General features: G+C 72.8%; 15 protein-coding genes. 5 read left to right on the top strand and 10 right to left on the bottom strand.

Going from position 1 to position 18,192, the window contains the following annotated elements; genetic code table 11:
• Window positions 1-329 precede the first annotated feature (329 nt).
• Entirely contained in the window at window positions 330-2,795 is a 2,466-nt protein-coding gene (locus tag AC6CKD_RS06310; protein WP_498325728.1) for a YfhO family protein, read from the top strand.
• A 103-nt stretch (window positions 2,796-2,898) separates the two neighbouring features.
• Here AC6CKD_RS06310 and AC6CKD_RS06305 read toward each other — a convergent pair whose 3' ends face one another.
• Window positions 2,899-4,245 carry a cytochrome P450 gene (locus tag AC6CKD_RS06305; RefSeq protein WP_498325727.1) on the bottom strand — a complete coding sequence of 449 codons (1,347 nt, stop codon included), beginning with the start codon at window positions 4,243-4,245 and terminating at the stop codon, window positions 2,899-2,901.
• A 279-nt stretch (window positions 4,246-4,524) separates the two neighbouring features.
• Here AC6CKD_RS06305 and AC6CKD_RS06300 point away from each other — a divergent pair, with 279 nt between their 5' ends.
• Together AC6CKD_RS06300 and AC6CKD_RS06295 are read left to right on the top strand one after the other, a co-directional pair.
• Window positions 4,525-6,249: a chloride channel protein gene (locus AC6CKD_RS06300; protein ID WP_498325726.1), complete on the top strand. Its 1,725-nt coding sequence runs from the start codon at window positions 4,525-4,527 to the stop codon at window positions 6,247-6,249.
• A 1,142-nt stretch (window positions 6,250-7,391) separates the two neighbouring features.
• Window positions 7,392-8,909 carry a D-alanyl-D-alanine carboxypeptidase family protein gene (locus AC6CKD_RS06295; protein WP_498325725.1) on the top strand — a complete coding sequence of 506 codons (1,518 nt, stop codon included), beginning with the start codon at window positions 7,392-7,394 and terminating at the stop codon, window positions 8,907-8,909.
• Here the strand turns inward: AC6CKD_RS06295 and AC6CKD_RS06290 are convergent.
• From AC6CKD_RS06290 to AC6CKD_RS06250, 9 genes are all read right to left on the bottom strand, one after another.
• On the bottom strand, window positions 8,906-10,033 hold the full coding sequence (locus tag AC6CKD_RS06290; RefSeq protein ID WP_498325723.1) for a sensor histidine kinase: 1,128 nt from the start codon (window positions 10,031-10,033) through the stop codon (window positions 8,906-8,908). The genes AC6CKD_RS06295 and AC6CKD_RS06290 overlap by 4 nt on opposite strands.
• Window positions 10,026-10,733: a response regulator transcription factor gene (locus AC6CKD_RS06285; protein WP_498325722.1), complete on the bottom strand. Its 708-nt coding sequence runs from the start codon at window positions 10,731-10,733 to the stop codon at window positions 10,026-10,028. The genes AC6CKD_RS06290 and AC6CKD_RS06285 overlap by 8 nt, the downstream gene beginning before the upstream one ends.
• Before the next feature lie 95 nt (window positions 10,734-10,828).
• Window positions 10,829-11,542 carry a VanZ family protein gene (locus AC6CKD_RS06280; protein ID WP_498325721.1) on the bottom strand — a complete coding sequence of 238 codons (714 nt, stop codon included), beginning with the start codon at window positions 11,540-11,542 and terminating at the stop codon, window positions 10,829-10,831.
• Between the two features lie 77 nt (window positions 11,543-11,619).
• The gene (locus AC6CKD_RS06275; RefSeq protein WP_498325720.1) at window positions 11,620-12,426 is read right to left on the bottom strand and encodes a class I SAM-dependent methyltransferase; all 807 of its coding nucleotides are present in this window, start codon (window positions 12,424-12,426) and stop codon (window positions 11,620-11,622) included.
• 16 nt (window positions 12,427-12,442) lie between these two features.
• Window positions 12,443-13,402, bottom strand: coding sequence for an ADP-ribosylglycohydrolase family protein (locus AC6CKD_RS06270; RefSeq protein WP_498325719.1), 960 nt, complete (start codon window positions 13,400-13,402; stop codon window positions 12,443-12,445).
• A gap of 68 nt (window positions 13,403-13,470) precedes the next feature.
• Window positions 13,471-13,881: an SgcJ/EcaC family oxidoreductase gene (locus AC6CKD_RS06265; RefSeq protein ID WP_498325718.1), complete on the bottom strand. Its 411-nt coding sequence runs from the start codon at window positions 13,879-13,881 to the stop codon at window positions 13,471-13,473.
• Window positions 13,882-13,957: 76 nt separating this feature from the next.
• Window positions 13,958-14,395, bottom strand: a complete 438-nt coding sequence (locus AC6CKD_RS06260) for a hypothetical protein (RefSeq protein ID WP_498325717.1) — start codon at window positions 14,393-14,395, stop codon at window positions 13,958-13,960.
• Between the two features lie 113 nt (window positions 14,396-14,508).
• Entirely contained in the window at window positions 14,509-15,249 is a 741-nt protein-coding gene (locus AC6CKD_RS06255) for an LmeA family phospholipid-binding protein (RefSeq protein WP_498325716.1), read from the bottom strand.
• The gene (locus AC6CKD_RS06250) at window positions 15,246-15,950 is read right to left on the bottom strand and encodes a TetR/AcrR family transcriptional regulator (protein ID WP_498325714.1); all 705 of its coding nucleotides are present in this window, start codon (window positions 15,948-15,950) and stop codon (window positions 15,246-15,248) included. The genes AC6CKD_RS06255 and AC6CKD_RS06250 overlap by 4 nt, the downstream gene beginning before the upstream one ends.
• Window positions 15,951-16,142: 192 nt before the next feature.
• Between AC6CKD_RS06250 and AC6CKD_RS06245 the strand changes: the two genes are divergently transcribed.
• Together AC6CKD_RS06245 and AC6CKD_RS06240 are read left to right on the top strand one after the other, a co-directional pair.
• A complete protein-coding gene (locus AC6CKD_RS06245) occupies window positions 16,143-16,868 on the top strand; it encodes a ribonuclease H family protein (RefSeq protein ID WP_498325713.1) in 726 nt (241 codons plus the stop codon).
• A gap of 110 nt (window positions 16,869-16,978) precedes the next feature.
• The gene (locus AC6CKD_RS06240; RefSeq protein WP_498325712.1) at window positions 16,979-18,118 is read left to right on the top strand and encodes a substrate-binding domain-containing protein; all 1,140 of its coding nucleotides are present in this window, start codon (window positions 16,979-16,981) and stop codon (window positions 18,116-18,118) included.
• Window positions 18,119-18,192: the final 74 nt, after the last annotated feature.

Below are 18,192 nucleotides of genomic sequence, written 5' to 3'. Positions count from 1 at the left end.
GGGCCGGGCGCTGCTCGAGGACGGGCCGAGCGGAAACCAGCCGATTGTCCATTTTTTATGCTGCTCGGACCGGACCATCCCGTGATTGCGATCATATTCGTTGCGTCGCGTGCGTAAATTCTTCGGCGGTGTACATAGGGTGCGGGAATCGGCGGCCTGTCCGTGGCCGATTAGTCACGCACGAGGGTTTGCCACATATGACCGCCACTTCACTCCAGCCTGCCGGAAAGCACCTCTTCACGGGAGGTCGCGGAAGGGTCGCGTCCCAGGTCGGCGGGGTTAAGCGGAATATCGCATTCCTTTCCGCTCTCGCGGCCGCGCTCATATCCATGGCGGCTTACAGCGCCGGTCTCGCCGCGCGAGGCGTTTACCCTTTCGGGTCCGTCCCGCGCGCCACCAACGACCTGCGCCACCAATACGTTCCGTTCCACACCCGCCTCTGGGACCTTCTGCACGGCCGGGCCGAGGGCGATCTGCTGTTCAACTGGCAGAGCGGCTACGGCGTCGGATTCCTCGGTGACTTCTTCACCTATCTCGGCAATCCGTTCTCCCTGCTGGCCGGCCTCCTGCCGCGCCAGCACGCAGAGCTCTCCGTCTACCTCGTCAGCCTCTGCAGCATGGGCCTCGCCGCCGCGCTGATGACCGTGTACCTCGGGCGCCTGCGCCCCGGCTCGCCCTGGCTGCGCGCCCTGCTCTCCGTCGGCTACGCCGTCTGCGGCTGGGGGGTCGCCGAGGGCACCATCGTCCCCATGTGGACCTGGGGCCTGGTCGCGATACCCCTGCTCGGGATAGCCGCCGACTGGTGTCTGACCGGCCGCCGCTGGGTCCTCGGGAGCCTCCTCGTCGCCCTGTGCTGGTACGCCAACTTCTACACCGCCGCCATGGCCACCGCGGCCACCGCGCTTGTCTTCCTCGTACGGCTCCTGCTCGCCGAAACCGACCGGCGCACCCGCGGCCGGGCGCTGTGGCGGGCCGCCACCATGACCGGTGCCGGGCTGCTCCTCGCCGCTCCGGCCATCCTGGTGTGCGCCTTCGCCAACCGCCGGGCGCAGCCCACCGAGCTGTACGTGGTCAGCGTGGACATCGATGCGCTGGCCTTCCTCTCGATGCTCATACCGGGCACCCATCCCGTCCGCGTCGCCACGCCGAACGTCTACGCCGGGGTGCTCGTCCTCCTCCTCGTTCTGACCCTGCCCTTCCAGTCGAAGGTCCGCGTCCGCGAACGTGTCGCCTGGTTCTCGCTCATGCTGCTGACCGGGGCCTCCTTCGTCTGCACCCCCACCGCCAAGCTCTGGCAGGGCGGGGCCCTCCCGCACGGCGCACCCTTCCGCGAGTCCTTCGTGCTCAGCGGCATGCTGGCGATGGCCGCCTGGATCTGCCTGGCCCACATGCCCCGGCCCCGGGCCGTGCTCGGCGGCGCCGGCCTACTGGCCCTGCTCGTCGCGGCCACCCACGACCTCCCGCCGGTCAACGGGCAGGCCCTCACCGGCGTCCTGACCGGCGGCGCCGTCACCACCGCCCTGCTGTTGTTCTACGCGCGTGGGCTGCGCCGCCCCGCCCGCATCTGCGTCATGCTGCTGCTGGCCGTCTCGGTCTTCGCCGGCACCATGTACTCCGTCTACGGCGACTCCGTCGCCAACGACCCCCTCCGGCGCGGCCCCGCACGCGCCCAGACCATGACCGAGCTCGGCAAGGGCGCGCACCAGGCCCTCGACGCGCACAAGAACTGGCCCGCCACCCGAGCCGACGCCGGGTCCGGCCTCTTCGTCACCAACAACGACGCGATGCTCGTCGGCGGCCAGGGCGGCGCCTACTACAGCAGCTACGTGAGCGTGGAGACCGCGCGCGCACTGCGCGGCCTCGGCCTCGGCCAGGCCATGGGCGGCCGCCACCTGTGGCCCGCGGGCGATCCGGTGCTGCGGGCCCTGCTCGGCATCGGCACCGTCCTCGAACGGGTCGGCGAGGACGGCGTCACCGTCCGCACGCTCCCCGCCCCGCCCCTGGTCACCCTCCGCGCACCGGGCGGCGACCAGGCCTACGGGGCTCCCGAGGGCTCCGTCTGGGCACGGCGCCAGGCCGCCCTCGGCGCCAGGATCTACACCGTGCCCGCCCTCGCCCGCATCGGCGGCCCGGCCGCACCCGCACCGGCGGCCGGCCCGGGCTTCGCCCTGACCAGGACGGAGGGCGAGGGCCCCGAGGGCTGGACCGTGTTCACGGGGCGGTGCGCCCCGGGGGCCCGGGCCTTCCTCCACGCGCCCGACCTGTTCGCTACCGCCCGGGCCGAGGCAACCGGCCGGCTCGAGAGCTTCGCCGGCAGGCCGCCCGTGGTCAGCGCCCCGGTCAGGGAACTGGGCACCGTGCCGGCCGACGGCCGTTTCACCTTCTCCGTGCGCACCCCGCAGGACGGCCAGGTCCTGCCGCCCGACGCGCTCGGCTGCCTGGACCAGGCCGCCTTCGACGCGGCCGTGGCCGGGCTGAAGGCGGGCGGGGCCACCGCTGTCACGGTCGGCGGACACGGCATCGAGGCCCGGCTCCCCAAGGGCTCGACCGGTACGGCGGTGCTCGCCACCACGGCGTCCCCCGGCTGGAGCTGCTCGGTCGACGGAGGACCGGCCCGCGCCCCGGTCTCGTACCAGGGCCTGCTCGGCGTCCCCCTGGGATCCGGCGGCGCCGATCGGGTGGAGTGCTCGTACGTCCCCGAGGGGCTCCGCGCGGGCCTGGCCGGCACCGGCGCGGGCCTGCTGCTCATCGCGGGCGTTCTGGTTGGCACGCGGTGGCGGGCCCGCAGGAGGTGAGCCGTTCGCAGCCGGGTGCGGGACGCGGGGGCGGTCCGGCACCCGGCTCCCGGACCGGCGCACCGCTCGTCCCCGGCCGCGGAATGCCGCACCGCCCTCGGGCTCAGCGTGCCGCGAGCGTGGCCGGCGTCGGACCGTCCGGACGCACCGTGATGCTGTAGGCCGCCTTGTCCGGGACGGACCGGAAGGCCGGCACGTGGGCCGGCAGCAGGTGTTCCAGCAACACCGTCGACTCGCGCAGCGCGAACTGCAGCCCGAGGCAGGCCCGGGGGCCGATGCCGAAGGGCACGTACCCGCCCGGGACGGACGGCCGGCCGCCCGGCGCGATGAAGCGCAGCGGGTCGAAGCGCTCGGGATCGGGCCACAGCGCCGGGTCGCGGTGCGCGAGATAGGGGCAGACGACCACATCGGTGCCCGCCTCGACGGCGTAGCCCGCCAGGACGTCGTCCTCCACGGCGTGCCGGGGCAGGATCCAGGCGGAGGGGTACAGCCGCAGCGTCTCGTGGACCAGGGCCTGGATCGCCTCGCGGCGCTCGACCGAGCCCTCGCCGCCCGCCGCGAGGGCCCACTCGCGGGCCTCGGGATGACGGTGGAGCAGCAGGTACAGCCAGGTCAGCGTGGTGGCCGTGGTCTCGTGCCCGGCGACGAGCAGCGTGACCAGCTCGTCGCGGATCAGCCGGTCGGTGTACTCGGGCCGCTCGGCGGACGCCTCCACGAGCAGGTGCAGCAGCCCCGGCCCGTCGGGACCCGCGGAGCCACGGCGGGCGGCGGCGATGGCGTGGTGGGCCACGGCGTCGATCCTGGCCAGATCGGCGGCGACCGCCTCCCCGGCGCCGGCGGAACCGGAGGGCAGCGTCGGCAGCGCCGCCACCACGGCCGCGACGGAGCCCAGTTCGCGGTCGGTGTCCGCGTCCAGCGGGTTGCCGGTCAGGGAGCGCCAGATGGTGTCGAGGGCGAAGCGCCGCATCTCCTCGCCGACGTCGAAGACCTGCCCGGTACGGGCGTACGCGGCCCAGCGCCCGGCGGCGGTCCGCGCGGCCTGGGCGATCCGCTGCTCGTAGCGGCGCATCCCGGTCCCCGTGAACTGGGACTGCAGGAGCCGCCGTTGGCGCTTCCACGCCTCGCCGGTCGCGGAGAGCACGCCGTCGCCGACCAGCAGCCGGGCGCGGTGCGAGCGCTTCACGTAGAGCTGCGGATGCAGGGCCAGTACGTGCTGGATCGCCCCCGGACCGGTCACCAGCACCGTCGGCCGGCCCTCCGACCCGCTGCTCGACCCGCCTCCCGGACCGTCCCCGAGCCGGAACGCGCCGACCCCGCCGAGCCGTTCGCTCACCTCGGCCAGCAGCTCGACGAGCTCGCCTCCTCCCGCGCTCCACCGTTCCACGACGGAAGGGTCCAGCTCGGGGACCGGGGGAGCGACGCGGCCCACGGGACCGGCTTCGATGGCCATCGGTGTTCCCCTGTTCGTCCGTTCGCCGGCTGGGCTCCGCCCCCGCCGGGGCGGAGGCAGCACGGACTGTACGGGACGGGGAACGGGCGGGGGGCGCCCTTCGGCCAGGCGGCACACCGTCCCGGACGGACCCGCGATCGGCCCTACGCCGGGCGGGTGTACCTCCGGCCCGCCTCCGGGCCCTGGCGGGAGCCGGCCCGTTGGATGGGGGGTTCCGGGGGATCGTGGTCAGGGGCCGGGGCGCGCGATCGGCTGTGGATCGGTTCCTGAGGAGTGGAGATGGGTCCGTTCTCGGCGGAGGGGGCGCGGGACGCGCTGAACCGCACCCAGGCCGCGATGCTGCTGCCCGCGGTGCTCGTGGGCGCCGGCGCGGGACTCGGCGCGGTGGGCTTCCGCTGGCTGATCGAGGTTTTCACCCGGGCGCTGTCCGGCCACGACGACTACTCCGCCGCCGGCCACGCCGACAACCCGTACGTGCCCTGGCTCGGACCGTACTTCGTCCTCCTCGCGCCCGTCGTCGCGGGCGCGCTCTACGGGCCGCTCGTCTACCGCTACGCCAAGGAGGCGCGCGGCCACGGAGTCCCCGAGGTGATGTACGCGGTCGCCCGCCAGGGTGGCCGGATCCCACCCCGGGTCGCGGTGGTGAAATCGCTCGCGTCCGCGCTGTGCATCGGCGGCGGCGGTTCCGTGGGCCGCGAAGGCCCCATCGTCCAGATCGGCGCCGCCCTCGGCTCCACCGCCGGATCCCTCCTGCGCGTGCGCGAGGAACGGATGAAGCTGCTGGTCTCCTGCGGCGCGGCCGGTGGCATCGCCGCCACCTTCAACGCGCCCCTGGCCGGGGTCTTCTTCGCGATGGAACTGATCCTGCGCGATTTCACGGCCCGCGCCTTCGGCCTGGTGGCCGTCTCCGCGGTCACCGCCAGTGTGATCGGACGCGCGGCCCTCGGCGACGAACGGTTCCTGGCCCTGGCGCCGATCAGCGCGGGCCACCTGGCCGCGTACGCCCTGTACGTACTGCTCGGCGCGGTGGCCGGGGCCGTCGGGGTGCTCTTCACCAAGGTGCTGTACGGGGTGGAAGACCTCTGCGACTCCGTCTGGCACGGCCCGGAATGGCTCCGCCCGGCGGCCGGCGGCATCGTCCTGGGCGCGATCCTGCTGGCCCTGCCCGAGATGTACGGGGTCGGCTACCCGGTCCTCGGCAAGGCCGCGGTGGGCGGGTACGCGATCGGATTCCTGCTCGTCCTGCTCGTCGGCAAGATCATCGCGTGCAGCGTCACCATCGGGATCGGGGGCTCGGGAGGCGTCTTCGCCCCCAGCCTCTTCGTCGGTGCCATGCTCGGCAGCGCCTTCGGACAGACGATGGACCACCTCGCCCCCGGGGTGACCGGCTCGGCCACGACCTACGCCGTCATCGGCATGGGCGCGGTCTTCGCCGGATCGGCCCGCGCGCCGATCACCGCCGTCGTCATCATCTACGAGCTGACCGGCGAGTACGGCATCATCCTGCCGCTGATGGCCGCCGTCGCCGTCGCCACCGGGGTCAGCCACGCACTCAGCCGGGACACGGTCTACACGGCCAAACTCCGCCGCCGCGGAGTCGACTTGGACCTCAGCGGCCCGGCCGCGATCGAGGTCCGGATCGCCATGGGACCACCGCCGCGCGCGCTCGCGCCCGGCACCGGCCTGCGCGAGGCGGTCACGGCGATGATCGAAGCGGACGCCGGCCGCCTCCCCGTCGTCGACCGGCACGGTCACTACGCGGGCTCGGTGGGCGCCCTCGCCCTCTCCCGGGCCCTGCACGAAGGACTGCCCGAGACCACGCCCGTCGAGGCGGTACGGGACCACCCGCCGACCCTGCTCGCCGGCCAGTCCCTGCAGGAGGCCCTCCCGCTGCTCGCCGAGAGCGAGGGCGACGGCCTCCCGGTCCTCGACGAGGAACGGCTCCGTCTCCTGGGCTGGGTCTCCCACCGCTCGGCCCTGCTGGCCCTGCACCCGTCGGGCTAGACCCGTGGTCAAGGCCCGGCGGCCTCGCGCGCGCACGAACTCCTCGCTGCCGCTACCGACTTCAGCGCCGGTCTGCTCTCTCTGGCCTGCCCTCCCGGGTGTCTCCCGGGGCGCCCGGGTGCCCGTGCCCGACGCCGGGTCGGCCCTCGCCGACCGGCATATCGGCTCAGCCTCAGCCGGGGGTCGGGGTGGCCGGGACTCATGAGCGGTGTCCGGTTCCTGGTGGTGCCGTGCGTGGGGGAGAGGGTGATTCTTCGGGGCGCCCATGAGGGAGTCGTGATCGTTTGGTGATCGTTTGATGACGGATCCAGGCCCCGGTTGGGCTGGGCTGAACGGATTGTGACCGATTGGTCATCAAGTGCGCATCACCCGCGCATATGGGCCACGGAGACTGGCGGCTGATCCAGAACGGCACGAGCAAGGCGGTGTACGGCATGACGGCGGTACCGGTGGAGGGCGATACGCCCGACGCGAAGAAGGACGGCCCCGAGACGAGGTCGCCCGCGCCGGTTCCCCACCCGAGCCCGGTTCCGGCTCCGAGGGCGGGTTCCGAGGCGGCGCCTGCGGACGATGCTTTGCCCGTGCCCGTGCCCGTGCCCGTGCCCGTGCCTGCGCCTTCATCCGAGGCTGAGGCTGAGGCCGAGGCCGAGGAAGAGGCTGTGGTCGAGGCCGTGCCCGTGTCCGCGCCTGGCGCCGAGCCTGCGCCTGGCGCCGAGCTTGAGCTTGGCGCTGAGCCTGCGCCTCGCGCTGAGCCTGCGCCTCGCGCCGGGCCTGAGGGTGCGTCTGCTCCCGCACCTGAGACAGCGCCCGCACCAGAACCAGGGCCCGTGCCCGGAGCCGAGTCCGTGCCTGTCTCCGGGGTCGGGGCCGCGGCGGCGACTGCCCCGGGTCCCGTGTCGTGGCCGGAGCGGGAGTCCGTAACGGAGGCGCAAGCCGTCCCGGAGGCGGCCGCCAGGGTCTCGCCCGCGCCGGACCCGGTGCCGCGGCCGGACGCGTGGCCGGGCCGGGAGTCGGGTCCGGGTACCGACCCCGGTTCGGAGCCGATGGCGGCAGGCGGTCCCGGCCTCCGTCCTGAGTCGGACGCCGAGAGGACGAGCACGTTCCTCGCCCTCAAGCCACTGGAAGGGGCCCCGTCGGCGTCGGTGCCCGCATGGGCGTCGGCGCAGGGAACCGTACGGCCCGACTCGGCCGCGCCGACGGGACCGGTCCAGGTTCCGGCAGCCGCGTCGGCTCCGGGCCCCGTACCCGTCCGGGCCTCGGGACCCGCCCCGCTTGCGGGGACGTCCCCCGCTCCCGGTACCGCCCCCGCTCCGGGGCTCGCCGCCACCCCCGAGGGGACCGCCGAGCAGCCGTTGCCCGCGCTCGATCTGCTCGCGCGGCTCACCAACACCCCGCCGCCGCCCGCGACACCCGGCCGCACCGTGGCCCGGCGGGTGCGGATCTGGGTGCCGCCACTGCTCCTGCTGGTGGCCGTACTGGCCGTCGTACAGGCGTTGCGGCCGCTGCCCGACGCCGTCCTCACCAGCGGGGACACCGCCTCCTCCGTCACCCTCGACGGCCGGTTCGACGTGCCCTGGCCGGAGAAGGGCCAGGCCGCCGTACGGATCGGCGGCGCCGGCGACGTGGGGACGTTCGGGGAGCAGAAGCCCGTGCCGACGGCCAGCGTCGCCAAGGTCATGACGGCCTACGTGATCCTCAAGAACCACCCGCTGAAGAAGGACGAGGGCGGCCCGCAGATCGAGGTCGACGCCAAGGCCGTCGCGGACGGCACCTCGGAGAGCGAATCGCGCATACCGGGTCTGACGGCCGGCACCCGCTTCTCCCAGCAGGACATGCTGAAGATGCTGATGATCCCCTCGGGCAACAACATCGCCCGTCTGCTGGCTCGTTGGGACACCGGAAGCGACTCCGAGACCGCTTTCGTGGAGAAGATGAACGCCGAGGCCACAGCGCTCGGCATGACCTCCACGACGTACACCGATCCGAGCGGGCTCGACGCCAAGACCGTGAGCACCGCCGTCGATCAGCTGAAACTGGCCGAGGAGGTCATGAAGTCCGACGCGTTCCGGGCGATCGTCCAGCTTCCCAACGCCGCCGTCCCGGGCCTGCCGGAGAAGCTCAACAACAACAACGACGACCTGCTCATCGCCGGGCTCAGCATCAAGGGCATCAAGACCGGTTCCAGTTCCGCGGCCGGCGGCGCGCTGATGTGGGCGGCGTACAAGACGGTGGGCGACAAGACCCCGCTGATCCTCGGGACGATGCTCGACCAGCGCGTCACCGGCGCCGACCCCAGCGGCTCCAACAGCCTGATCCTGGTCAAGCAGAACAGCAAGAAGGTCATCGAGGCCGTCCGCGCGGCGCTGACCTCGGCCGGCGCGGTCAAGAAGGGCCAGGTCGTCGGCTACGTCGACGACGGGCTCGGCACCCGGACCCCGGTGGTGGCCACCCGGGACACGGCCGTCGTCGCCGTCCCGGGCCAGCGGCTCGACCTGAGCCTGGCCGTCGGCGAGAAGGGACTCCCCGAGGAGGCGCCGGCCGGGACCGAGATCGGGGTCCTGACCATCGGCACCGGGCCGGGGGCCCAGACGGTCCCCGTGGCACTCCGGACGGACCTGTCCGCACCGTCCCTCGGCGCGAAACTCGTACGCCTGCGCTAGCCGGCGTTGCCCCGTACGGGCGATGCCCACCGCGTGCCGGGGAGCCGGACCGTGACGAGGAGCCCGCCGTCGGGGCGGGGGAGGAGCTCGAGGGTTCCGGCGTGGGCACGGACGATGCTGTGCACGATCGCCAGGCCGAGGCCGACACCGGCGTGCTCGTCGGTGCGTACGCGTTCCGTTGCGCGGCGGAAGGGTTCGGTGAGGGTCGGGACCAGTTCCGGTGGGAGCGGAGGGCCGGTGTTCTCGACCCGTAGCACGCTCGTGTCACCGTGCTCCTCCGTGTGGACCGTCACGGTCCCGCCGGTGGGGAGGTTGTGGACCACGGCGTTCTGGACGAGGTTCGTCACCATCCGCAGGAGGAGCTCCGCCGAGCCGTCGGTCCGGGCCGTCCCACCGGTGACCTCCAGCGTGATCCGGCGCTGTTCGGCGAGGGGAAGCAGGGTTTCGGCGGCTTCCTCGGCGAGGAGGGAGAGGTCGACGCCCTCGCGGGCGAAGTCGGCGCGGTCGCCGTGGCTGAGCAGCAGGAGGGCCTCGGTGAGGTCGATCGCCCGCGCATTGACGGCGTGCAGCCGTTCGACGAGTTCGCCCGGGTCCCGCGTCGGATCCCTGCGGGCCACGTCGAGGAGCGTCCGCGAGATGGCCAGGGGGGTGCGCAGCTCGTGGGAGGCGTTCGCGGCGAACCTCTGCTGCTCGGCCACGTGGGACTCGAGTCGTTCGAGCATCGAGTCGAACGTGTCGGAGAGTTCACGGAACTCGTCCTGGCGGCCCTTCATGCGGATCCGGTGGGACAGCGACCGGTTCCCGGCCGTCCGCGCCGCATCCGTGATCCGGGTGAGGGGTGCGAGCATCCGGCCGGCGAGGATCCACCCTCCGACGAGGCCGAGGACCAGCAGGAACGCCAGTACCGCGGCCGCCCTCGGAGCGAAGACGCGCAGGAGGTTGGACCGGATGGGAAAGACGCCGTCGGTGGAGGTGTCGACGGAGACCATGAGCGCCCGATCGGGGACGTACCGCAGGAGGAACAGCCACACCGCGGCGAGCAGCAGGACGCCGGCGACCATGAGGAATCCGGCGTAGCTGAGGGTGAGTTTGGCGCGAACGCTCAGCCCGGGTGCTCTATCCACGGTCGGATCCCCGGTTCGCTCCCTCGTGTCCGGCCTGCGGCTGGGTGTCGATGCGGTAGCCGACGCCCGGCACCGTGGCGATGATCCACGGCTCGCCGAGCCGTTTGCGCAGGGCGGAGACGGTGATCCGCACGGCGTTGGTGAGGGGGTCGGCGTTCTCGTCCCAGGCCCGCTCCAGCAGCTCTTCGGCGCTGACGACGCCGCCCTCGGCGGCGACGAGGACCTCCAGTACGGCGAACTGTTTGCGGGTGAGCGCGACGTAGCGGCCGTCGCGGAACACCTCCCGGCGGAAGGGGTCGAGCCGCAGGCCCTCGATCTCGCGGACCGGGGGCCGGGCGTACGCGCGCCTGCGGTCGAGCGCCCGCAGCCGCAGGACGAGCTCCCGCAGTTCGAACGGCTTGGTGAGGTAGTCGTCGGCGCCGAGCCCGAAACCTGAGGCCTTGTCGTCGATCCGGTCGGCGGCGGTGAGCATGAGGATCGGGATGCCGCTGCCGGAGGCGACGATGCGGCGGGCGACCTCGTCGCCGGAGGGGCCGGGGATGTCGCGGTCGAGGATCGCGAGGTCGTAGGAGTTGACGCCGAGCAGTTCCAGGGCGGAGTCGCCGTCGCCGGCGATGTCCGAGGCGATCGCCTCCAGCCGCAGGCCGTCACGGACGGCCTCGGCCAGGTAGGGCTCGTCCTCGACGATCAGTACGCGCATGCCGGAAGCCTAAGCACCAGGACATATCGCCGACGTATGCACGGTGTGTGTCACGAGCCCGTACGTGCGGACCCTGGGCGCACCGGCCGAGGGAATCAGCCTGCCAGTGCCGGCGCGGGGCTGGGCCGCTCCGACGGTGCCGGCGCCCTGGTGCGCCACCAGCGGCGCGACGCGAGCGCGGCCAGGGCGGCGCCGGATGCGTTGACCAGGACGTCGTCCACGGAGGACACCCGGTCGAGCCGGAAGACGTACTGCGCGGTTTCGACCAGGACCGAGCAGCCCGCCCCGAGGGCCAGGACCCGTGGGACGGAAGCCAGAGCCGTCCACCGCATCGGGGCGAAGAAGCCGAGCGAGGCGAAGACCAGCAGATTGCCGCCGATCCCGAGCGGCCCCATCGTCAGCAGGTCCCGTACCGGTACCAGGCTGAAGCGGCCGGGGACGATCCCGGCTCCGGAGCCCGGCATCATGGTCATCCACACGAACGGCAGCGTCCCGTGCACCATGCCGACCTCGGCCAGCGACATCCGCCACGCGGACCCGCCGTCGGCTCCGGCGGCCCGCCGACGGCGGGCCAGGACCCACGCGACGAGCACGGCCAGGGGCAGGGTGGCGAGGGTCATGAGCACCACGCCGTTGAACGTGTCGAGGCAGCCGTGCCACTGCCCGGCCGTGCACCTCGGAGCGGACATCATGAGCGGTCGCCGTACGACGTACAGGACGCTCGCCACGCCGAGGGCCGCGAGGCCGAACAGGACGACCCTGCGCGTGCGGAGGCGGGGTGGTGCCGACGGGGAGGCGTTGTGGTTCATGTCCCCATGGGAGACGGCGGGGCGTTGCGGTGGCGTATGCGCTTTTCCATACGCCCGCGATACACGCGGTCCCGGCATCAGCGAACCGCGGCCGGCAGCGGTACCTCGACGACGAAGAAGAGGAAACAGGCCTTGCGCGACAGGTCGTGGAAGCCGTCGGGGAACCGCTCACGGGCCGCCGGGTCGGGCTGCGGTTCGCTGATGACGGAAAGCCGGAAACCGGCGGTGGTGAAGGCGTCCGTCATCGCGTGCAGTGGCTTGCGCCAGAACTTCATCGGGACGGACGTTCCGTTGAACGTCCAGTCGAAGGTGTAGCTGCTGTTGGCGAAGTAGTCGGGCCGGGGCTCCTGGATCGTGTAGGCGACGAAGGGGTGGTCCACCGACGCGATCAGCCGGCCGCCGGGCCTGAGCACGCGCCGCAACTCGGCCAGCGCCGGTCCCCAGTCCTCCAGGTAGTGCAGCACCAGCGAAGCGACCACGTCGTCGAACGCGCCGTCGGCGAACGGCAGTCGCTCCCGCAGGTCGGCCAGGCGCAGGGCCGCGTCGTCACCCAGTCGCCGCCTTGCCAGCGCCAGCATTCCGGGGCTGGAGTCGATGCCCGTGACGACCGCACCGCGGCCGCGCAGGGCGGCGGAGAGGGGGCCCGAACCGCACCCCGCGTCCAGGATGCGGCGGCCGGCCACATCTCCGGCGAGGGCCAGCATCGCGGGCCGCTCGTAGAGTGCGTTCACGAGGTTGTCCTCGCACGCCGCCGAGTACGCCTCGGCGAAACCGTCGTAGTGATTCGCCCGGTCCAGGGCCTGAGCGCCCTGGCCCTGGTCCGTTTCCCGGTCCCGGTCCCGGGAGGGGCTTCCGGGCGCGTCGGCCGCGTGTTCGCGTTCCATCGCCGCAGCCTAGTAGTCACATGATCTTCGGGACAGTGCTCGGCCGCGGAGCCGGCTGCTCGGGCGTCCACCCGCTCCACGCGGGAACGGCCTCTCGAGCCGCGAGCCAGTCGGCCGGAACGTCGCCGGTGCCGGTGCGGGCCGCGACGACCCCGCCCGCGATCGCGCACGTGGTGTCGCGGTCGCCCCAGCCGCCGACGGTCTGCCACAGGGCCTCCGGCAGGTCGTCCACGTGCCCCGCGGCGGACCACAGGGCGAACGGCACGGTGTCCGGGGCCGAGATCCGCCACCCCGAACCCAGTACGGACGCGGCGCGGCGCACCGATGTCCCCGCGGGGAGGCCCGCGGCCGTCCGCAGCCCGGATCCGACCTCGCTCCCCGGTACGTACCCGGCGATCTCCCGGAGGAACTCGGCGCGGACCGGGGCGTCCCGGCCGGCGCTCGCCGCCGCCAGCGCGGCGGCCACCGCCACGGCGACGGCGCCCGCGACCGCCTCCGGGTGGGCGTGCGTGGCCAGCGCGGACAGCCGGGCCTGCCCGGCGGCCTCCTTCGGGTCGCCCCGGAACCAGGCACCGAGCGGGGCGACCCGCATCGCGGCGCCGTTGCCGTAGGAACCCTGCCCGCCGAACTGCTCGGCGGTGACACCCCGCCAGCCCTCGCCCGCGCCTATCCGCTCCAGCACCTCGTGCATGGACGCCCCGTACTTGCGCCCCGGATCCCGGGCGTACTCGGCGGCGAACTCCCGCGCCAGAGCGCCGGGCCGGACTTCCCCGTGGGCCGTCAGGTGGGCGAAGAGCACGAACGCCATGGCGGAGTCGTCCGTCCACCGCCACGGAGCGGGCCGGAGCCCGCGGGCCGCCCACTGCCCCTCGACGTCCTCGCCGGAGAGCGTGAACCAGCTGTCGCCGAAGGCATCGCCCATCACCAGCCCGTCCAGGGAGGCACGGGCGGATCGGGCGTACGGCGGGCTGCTCATCGGAGGTCCTTCGAACGGCGGACTGGTCGAGCCATCCTGTCCGTCCGCGGATGCGGCGCGCGAGCCGATTACGGCTCGTCCACGACGACCCCGGTGTTCTGGCAGGCGGTCAGCAGCCAGCGGCCGTCCGGCTGCTTCGAGATCACGTACAGCGGAGCGCCCTCGCTCTCCTCGCCCGGGGACAGGTAGCGCTGGCGGACCTTGACGGCCGCGACGTCCGGGCGGATGAAGAGCACGTGGACCACCTCGTAGGTGACCTGGCCGTCCCAGCTCGCCGCGGGCAGGACCTTGCGGGTGAATTCCGAGATCGCGTCGAGGCCCAGGAGGACCTTGCCGTGGGCCGTCGTCCAGATCGCGTCCGGGTGGAAGAGGCCGAGGAACTCCTCGGGGTCCTTGTTCTGCTGGGAGTGCTCGACGGTGGCGACGAGCCGGCCGATCGCTTCGATGTCCGCCGCGCGGGACGGGAGTTCCGTGGTCATGCGGACCACGATCACACCTCAAGCCCGGTCGAGGTCAAGCCCGTTGCGGTACGGGTTGCCCGAGTGGCCGGACGGGCTACGGGGAGGTGACGGGCGACACCGCGACGCAGCCGCCGGCCGTGGCCGCTTCGCCCGTGGCCTCCTTGATGACCTCGCCCTTGTAGATGACCTTGCACGTGAGGTCGGCGGGGTTGTCGATCGAGCTGGGGGAGACGGCCGCGGGCATGATGCCGCGCAGGGTGACCGTCTTCGTCCACGGGGTGCCCGGCTGCTCGGCGATCGCGAGGTTCGGCGCGGTGGGCGTGCCCCCTCCGTCGTGGAAGGAGACCGAGTCGACGGACTTGCCGGTGACCTCGTAGGTGACCTCGTAGGTCTCGTTCACGGCCTGGTCGACGGCCTGGTCGACGACCTGGTCCACGGCCTGGTCGGCCGTACCGGCGGAGCAGCCGGCGGCGGCGAGAGCCAGGCCGGCCAGGGCGAGGGCGGAGAGCGTGACGGCGGATGATTTGCGCATGGCTGGAGGGTAAATTTAAAGAATCTGTAAAGTCAATTCTGTGGATGTGTGCAGCGATGACATGGAGGATTTGCCTCAAGGGTTGTGTTTGCGAAAAGGAAGGTGAGAGTGCTCTATGTCGACGTGCAGCCGTTTCCGGCAGGATCCGACGCGGAGGACTTCGCCAGGGACGCGTCCAGGGTGAGGCCCGCCCCGGTGGTCCGGGCTCCGGTGAGGCTGACCCCGTCGGGCAGCTCGCCGACGTCGACGGTCCGGGGTGCGAGCCGCTCCGCCAGGCCGGCCGCGCCCGGCAGCCGGCTCACGGTGGCTATCGGCAGTTCGCGGCCCAGTACGGTGACCGTCGTCGGGGTGATCGTGAGGCCGGTAGCCGTGGCGCTGGTGCTCGCGTGGACGGTGACCGGGAGGCCGAGGCCGCCCACGGTTCCGGTGAGGGTGAGTCCCTTCGCGTCGCCGCCCACCTTCAGCCCGTCGGCGCCCGCGGCGGCTTCCGCCGAGTCGGCGAGGCGCTCCTGCAGGGCCTCGTAGGGGATGGTGGCCGTCGCCCGGCCGCCGCTCATGCCGCCGTCGCGCGTGACGTCGTACAGGTCGGCCTCGATGTCCATGTCGGTGTCGGCGCGGCGCACGCCCTCGGCCGCCAGGTGTACGGAGCCCACCTGGCCGGTCAGCGCGCGGAGTCCGGCGAAGGCGCCGGAGAGCTCGGCGGTGACCGGCCCGCGGGCCTGGAGGCGGCAGCCGGCCGCCCGTGCGATGCGGTTCTGGGCGGTGTGTTCGACCACGACGTCGGCCACGCAGACGCCGGCGAGGGCGACGGCCATCCCGGCGGTGACGAGTACGGGGGTGCGTCGGAGCTTCATTGTGCGGCGGATCCGATCTGCTTCAGCATTCCGAAGGCCTCCAGCAGAAGCGAGGAGGGTGGGGTGTCGGTGGGGGTGCCGTTCGCGCGGCGCCGGCGCTGGGTGCGCAGGACGGCACGGACGGCGGACAGGGCGGCGCCCGCGATCACCCCGGCGCGCAGGTCGGCGTCCGGGGCGTCGGCGGGGAACCGGTTCCGCACCAGGAGCGTGAGCCGGTTCTCGAAATCGGCGAAGAGCTGGACGAGTTGGGCGGCCACCACGCGCTCGTCACCCGCGATCGCCGCGGAGTGGGTGAGAGCGGTGAGGCTGGACGTCGCGAAGGGGGCCACCGCGGAGAACAGGGCGTTGCAGACGGCGTCGAGCGGATCCTCCTGCGGCGGGCGCCGGGCCAGTTCGGCCTCGACGTACGCGAACAGGTCGACGCTGTCGGGCAGGAGCAGGGCTTCCTTGCTCTCGAAGTAGCGGAAGAAGGTCCGCTCGGACACGTTCGCGCAGGCGGCGATGTCCGCGACCGTGGTGCCCGCGAAACCGTGCTCCGCGAACAGCGCGGCGGCGCCCTCGCGCAGCAGCTTGCGGGTCCGCCCCTTCTTCCGCTCGCGCAGGCCGGCCTCCGACTCCGTCGCGGAGTTCGGCGCGGGTGCGGTCCCGGGAACGGGCACGGGCGGTGGCGCGGGGGAGGGGGCGCCCGGATCTTGGATCACGTCCGAAGCCTAGCAATGGCGTCACCCATGTCAATTGTCAGTCTCTGACACTTTGTGGAGGCGTCGTTTCGCGCGGTGGCCGCGCCGCCGTCGCCCGAGCCGGGCGCGGTGCGGTCACAGCGGCAGTGGCAGTGACACCAGCAGCAACGGCCACCGGCGCGGGCGGCGGTCGCGGTGAGGCATGATCGGGGGATGTCTGATCGCATCATCGCCGCCTGCGACGGGGCGGCCAAGGGAAATCCCGGGCCGGCCGCATGGGCCTGGGTCATCGCCGACGTCCACGGGCACCCCGAGCGCTGGGAGGCCGGACCGCTGGGCCGGGCCACCAACAACGTGGGTGAACTCACCGCCCTGCAGCGTCTGCTGGAGGCCGTGGCCCCCGGTACGGCCGTGCAGGTGCGGATGGACTCCCAGTACGCCATGAAGGCCGTCACCCAGTGGCTCCCGGCCTGGAAGCGCAACGGCTGGAAGACGGCCGCGGGCAAGCCGGTGGCCAACCGCGAGCTCGTCGAGAGCATCGACGCCCTGCTGACCGACCGGGACGTGGAGTTCCGCTACGTCCCCGCGCACCGCGAGGACGGCGACCACCTGAATGCGATCGCCGACCAGGCGGCCAGCGAGGCTGCCGTCAGCCAGGAGCCGGCCGGTACCGCGCTGGGGCACGCTTCCATGCCCGTCCCGGCGCCGGCCCGCAGCACCCCGGCCCGCAGCACCTCCGCCCGCCGTACGACCGGGGCGACGTCGGCCAAGAGCGCCACGTCGGCCAGGACCGCGACCGCCGGCCGGGCCGGGGTGACCATCAAGGCCAAGTTCCCCGGCACCTGCCCCTGCGGGAAGCAGTACGCGGCGGGGGAGAAGATCAGCAAGCTCGGTTCGCGCTGGGGTCACCCCGGCTGCGCCGACGCGGACGCAGGGTAGCTTTCAGCCAGGCTCACTATGCAATGCTTTCGTTCGAAAGAAAACGGAAGTTTTTACTTTCGCGCGCTACGCTGACCTCGACCAGGGATGCAGTCGAGGGGAGCTCCACCGTGCACGCAGAGGAACGACAGCAGGCGATCCTGCGCCGGGTCCGCGAAGCGGGATCGATGCGCGTCTCGGACTTCGCGGCGGAGCTCGGCGTGTCCGTGGTGACGGTCCGCAAGGACGTCGAAGTCCTCGCGGAGCGCGGCCTGTTGGCCCGGGTGCACGGCGGTGCGATGCTGCCCGAGGACTGGGCGGAGACGGCTTCCGCGGCCGCCGCCCCGGCAGCTGTCCGCGCGACCTCGGCCGCTCCCGGAGCCGGACCAGGATCTGGACCCGGAGCGGGCCCGGGGTCCGGCCGGCCGCTGGTCCTCGGGCTGATCGTGCCCTCCTCCGACTACTACTACCCCGACGTGATCAAGGGGGCCCGGGAAGCGGCGGACGCCCTCGGGGTGCGGCTGACCCTCGCGGTGTCCACGTACGACGTGGACACCGAGAAGGCGCAGGCCGCGCGCATGGTCGCGGACGGCGTCGACGGGCTGCTGCTCGCGCCCTCCGCCGCCGACGGGAAACCGGGCGGCCAGTGGTACGAGGAACTCGGCGTGCCCGTCGTGCTCATCGAGCGCCGCCCCGAACAGCAGGCCTCCGCCGCCGAGCACGTCGGAACGGACCACGGGTACGGGGCCAGACTGGCGGTGCGCCACCTCCTGGACACGGGGCGCCGCAAGATCGCCCTGGTGGTGCGGGGTGGGACCCCCACCGCGCCCTGGATCAAGAAGGGCTACTACGCGGCCATGGACGAGGCCGGCTCCGAGGCCGCCGAGCACGCGCTCTTCCTCGACCTCGCGCAGTTCGGGGGTGGTGACGCCGCCTACGAAGAAGCGATGGCAGCCTTCGTGGAGGCGGTGCGCGAGGGGCGCGTCGACGCCGCCCTGGTGCACCCCGACCACGAGGCCATGGTGTTGATGCAGCGGCTGCGCAGTGCCTCGCTGGCCGTGCCCGGCGATGTCGCGCTGGTCTCGTACGACGACGAGGTGGCCTCCCTGGCGGACCTGCCGTTGAGTGCGGTGGCGCCCTCGAAGCACGAAGTTGGGGTCACGGGCGTGGAGTTGCTCGTACGGCGACTGCGCGAGCCGGGCCGGCCCCGCCGGCGGATCGCCATCCTCCCAGAGCTGCGGGTGCGCGCCTCCAGTGAGTCCTCACCGTAGCTTGGCTTTTCTTTCTCAAACTTTCTTTTTCTATTGACTCTCTTCTTCTCTGGCCGAATGATGTGCATCACCTC

The organism is Streptomyces sp. GQ60 (assembly GCF_059758875.1).
This window is presented reverse-complemented; position numbering and strand designations above follow the sequence as displayed.

What these genes read in the sequence shown, in the direction of transcription:
- AC6CKD_RS06300 (WP_498325726.1), top strand. Translation starts at nt 4,525, where the DNA reads ATGGGTCCGTTCTCGGCGGAGGGGGCGCGGGACGCGCTGAACCGCACC.
- AC6CKD_RS06265 (WP_498325718.1), bottom strand. Translation starts at nt 13,881, where the DNA reads ATGACCACGGAACTCCCGTCCCGCGCGGCGGACATCGAAGCGATCGGC.
- AC6CKD_RS06245 (WP_498325713.1), top strand. Translation starts at nt 16,143, where the DNA reads ATGTCTGATCGCATCATCGCCGCCTGCGACGGGGCGGCCAAGGGAAAT.
- AC6CKD_RS06270 (WP_498325719.1), bottom strand. Translation starts at nt 13,402, where the DNA reads ATGAGCAGCCCGCCGTACGCCCGATCCGCCCGTGCCTCCCTGGACGGG.
- AC6CKD_RS06310 (WP_498325728.1), top strand. Translation starts at nt 330, where the DNA reads ATGGCGGCTTACAGCGCCGGTCTCGCCGCGCGAGGCGTTTACCCTTTC.
- AC6CKD_RS06280 (WP_498325721.1), bottom strand. Translation starts at nt 11,542, where the DNA reads ATGAACCACAACGCCTCCCCGTCGGCACCACCCCGCCTCCGCACGCGC.
- AC6CKD_RS06285 (WP_498325722.1), bottom strand. Translation starts at nt 10,733, where the DNA reads ATGCGCGTACTGATCGTCGAGGACGAGCCCTACCTGGCCGAGGCCGTC.
- AC6CKD_RS06305 (WP_498325727.1), bottom strand. Translation starts at nt 4,245, where the DNA reads ATGGCCATCGAAGCCGGTCCCGTGGGCCGCGTCGCTCCCCCGGTCCCC.
- AC6CKD_RS06275 (WP_498325720.1), bottom strand. Translation starts at nt 12,426, where the DNA reads ATGGAACGCGAACACGCGGCCGACGCGCCCGGAAGCCCCTCCCGGGAC.
- AC6CKD_RS06260 (WP_498325717.1), bottom strand. Translation starts at nt 14,395, where the DNA reads ATGCGCAAATCATCCGCCGTCACGCTCTCCGCCCTCGCCCTGGCCGGC.
- AC6CKD_RS06255 (WP_498325716.1), bottom strand. Translation starts at nt 15,249, where the DNA reads ATGAAGCTCCGACGCACCCCCGTACTCGTCACCGCCGGGATGGCCGTC.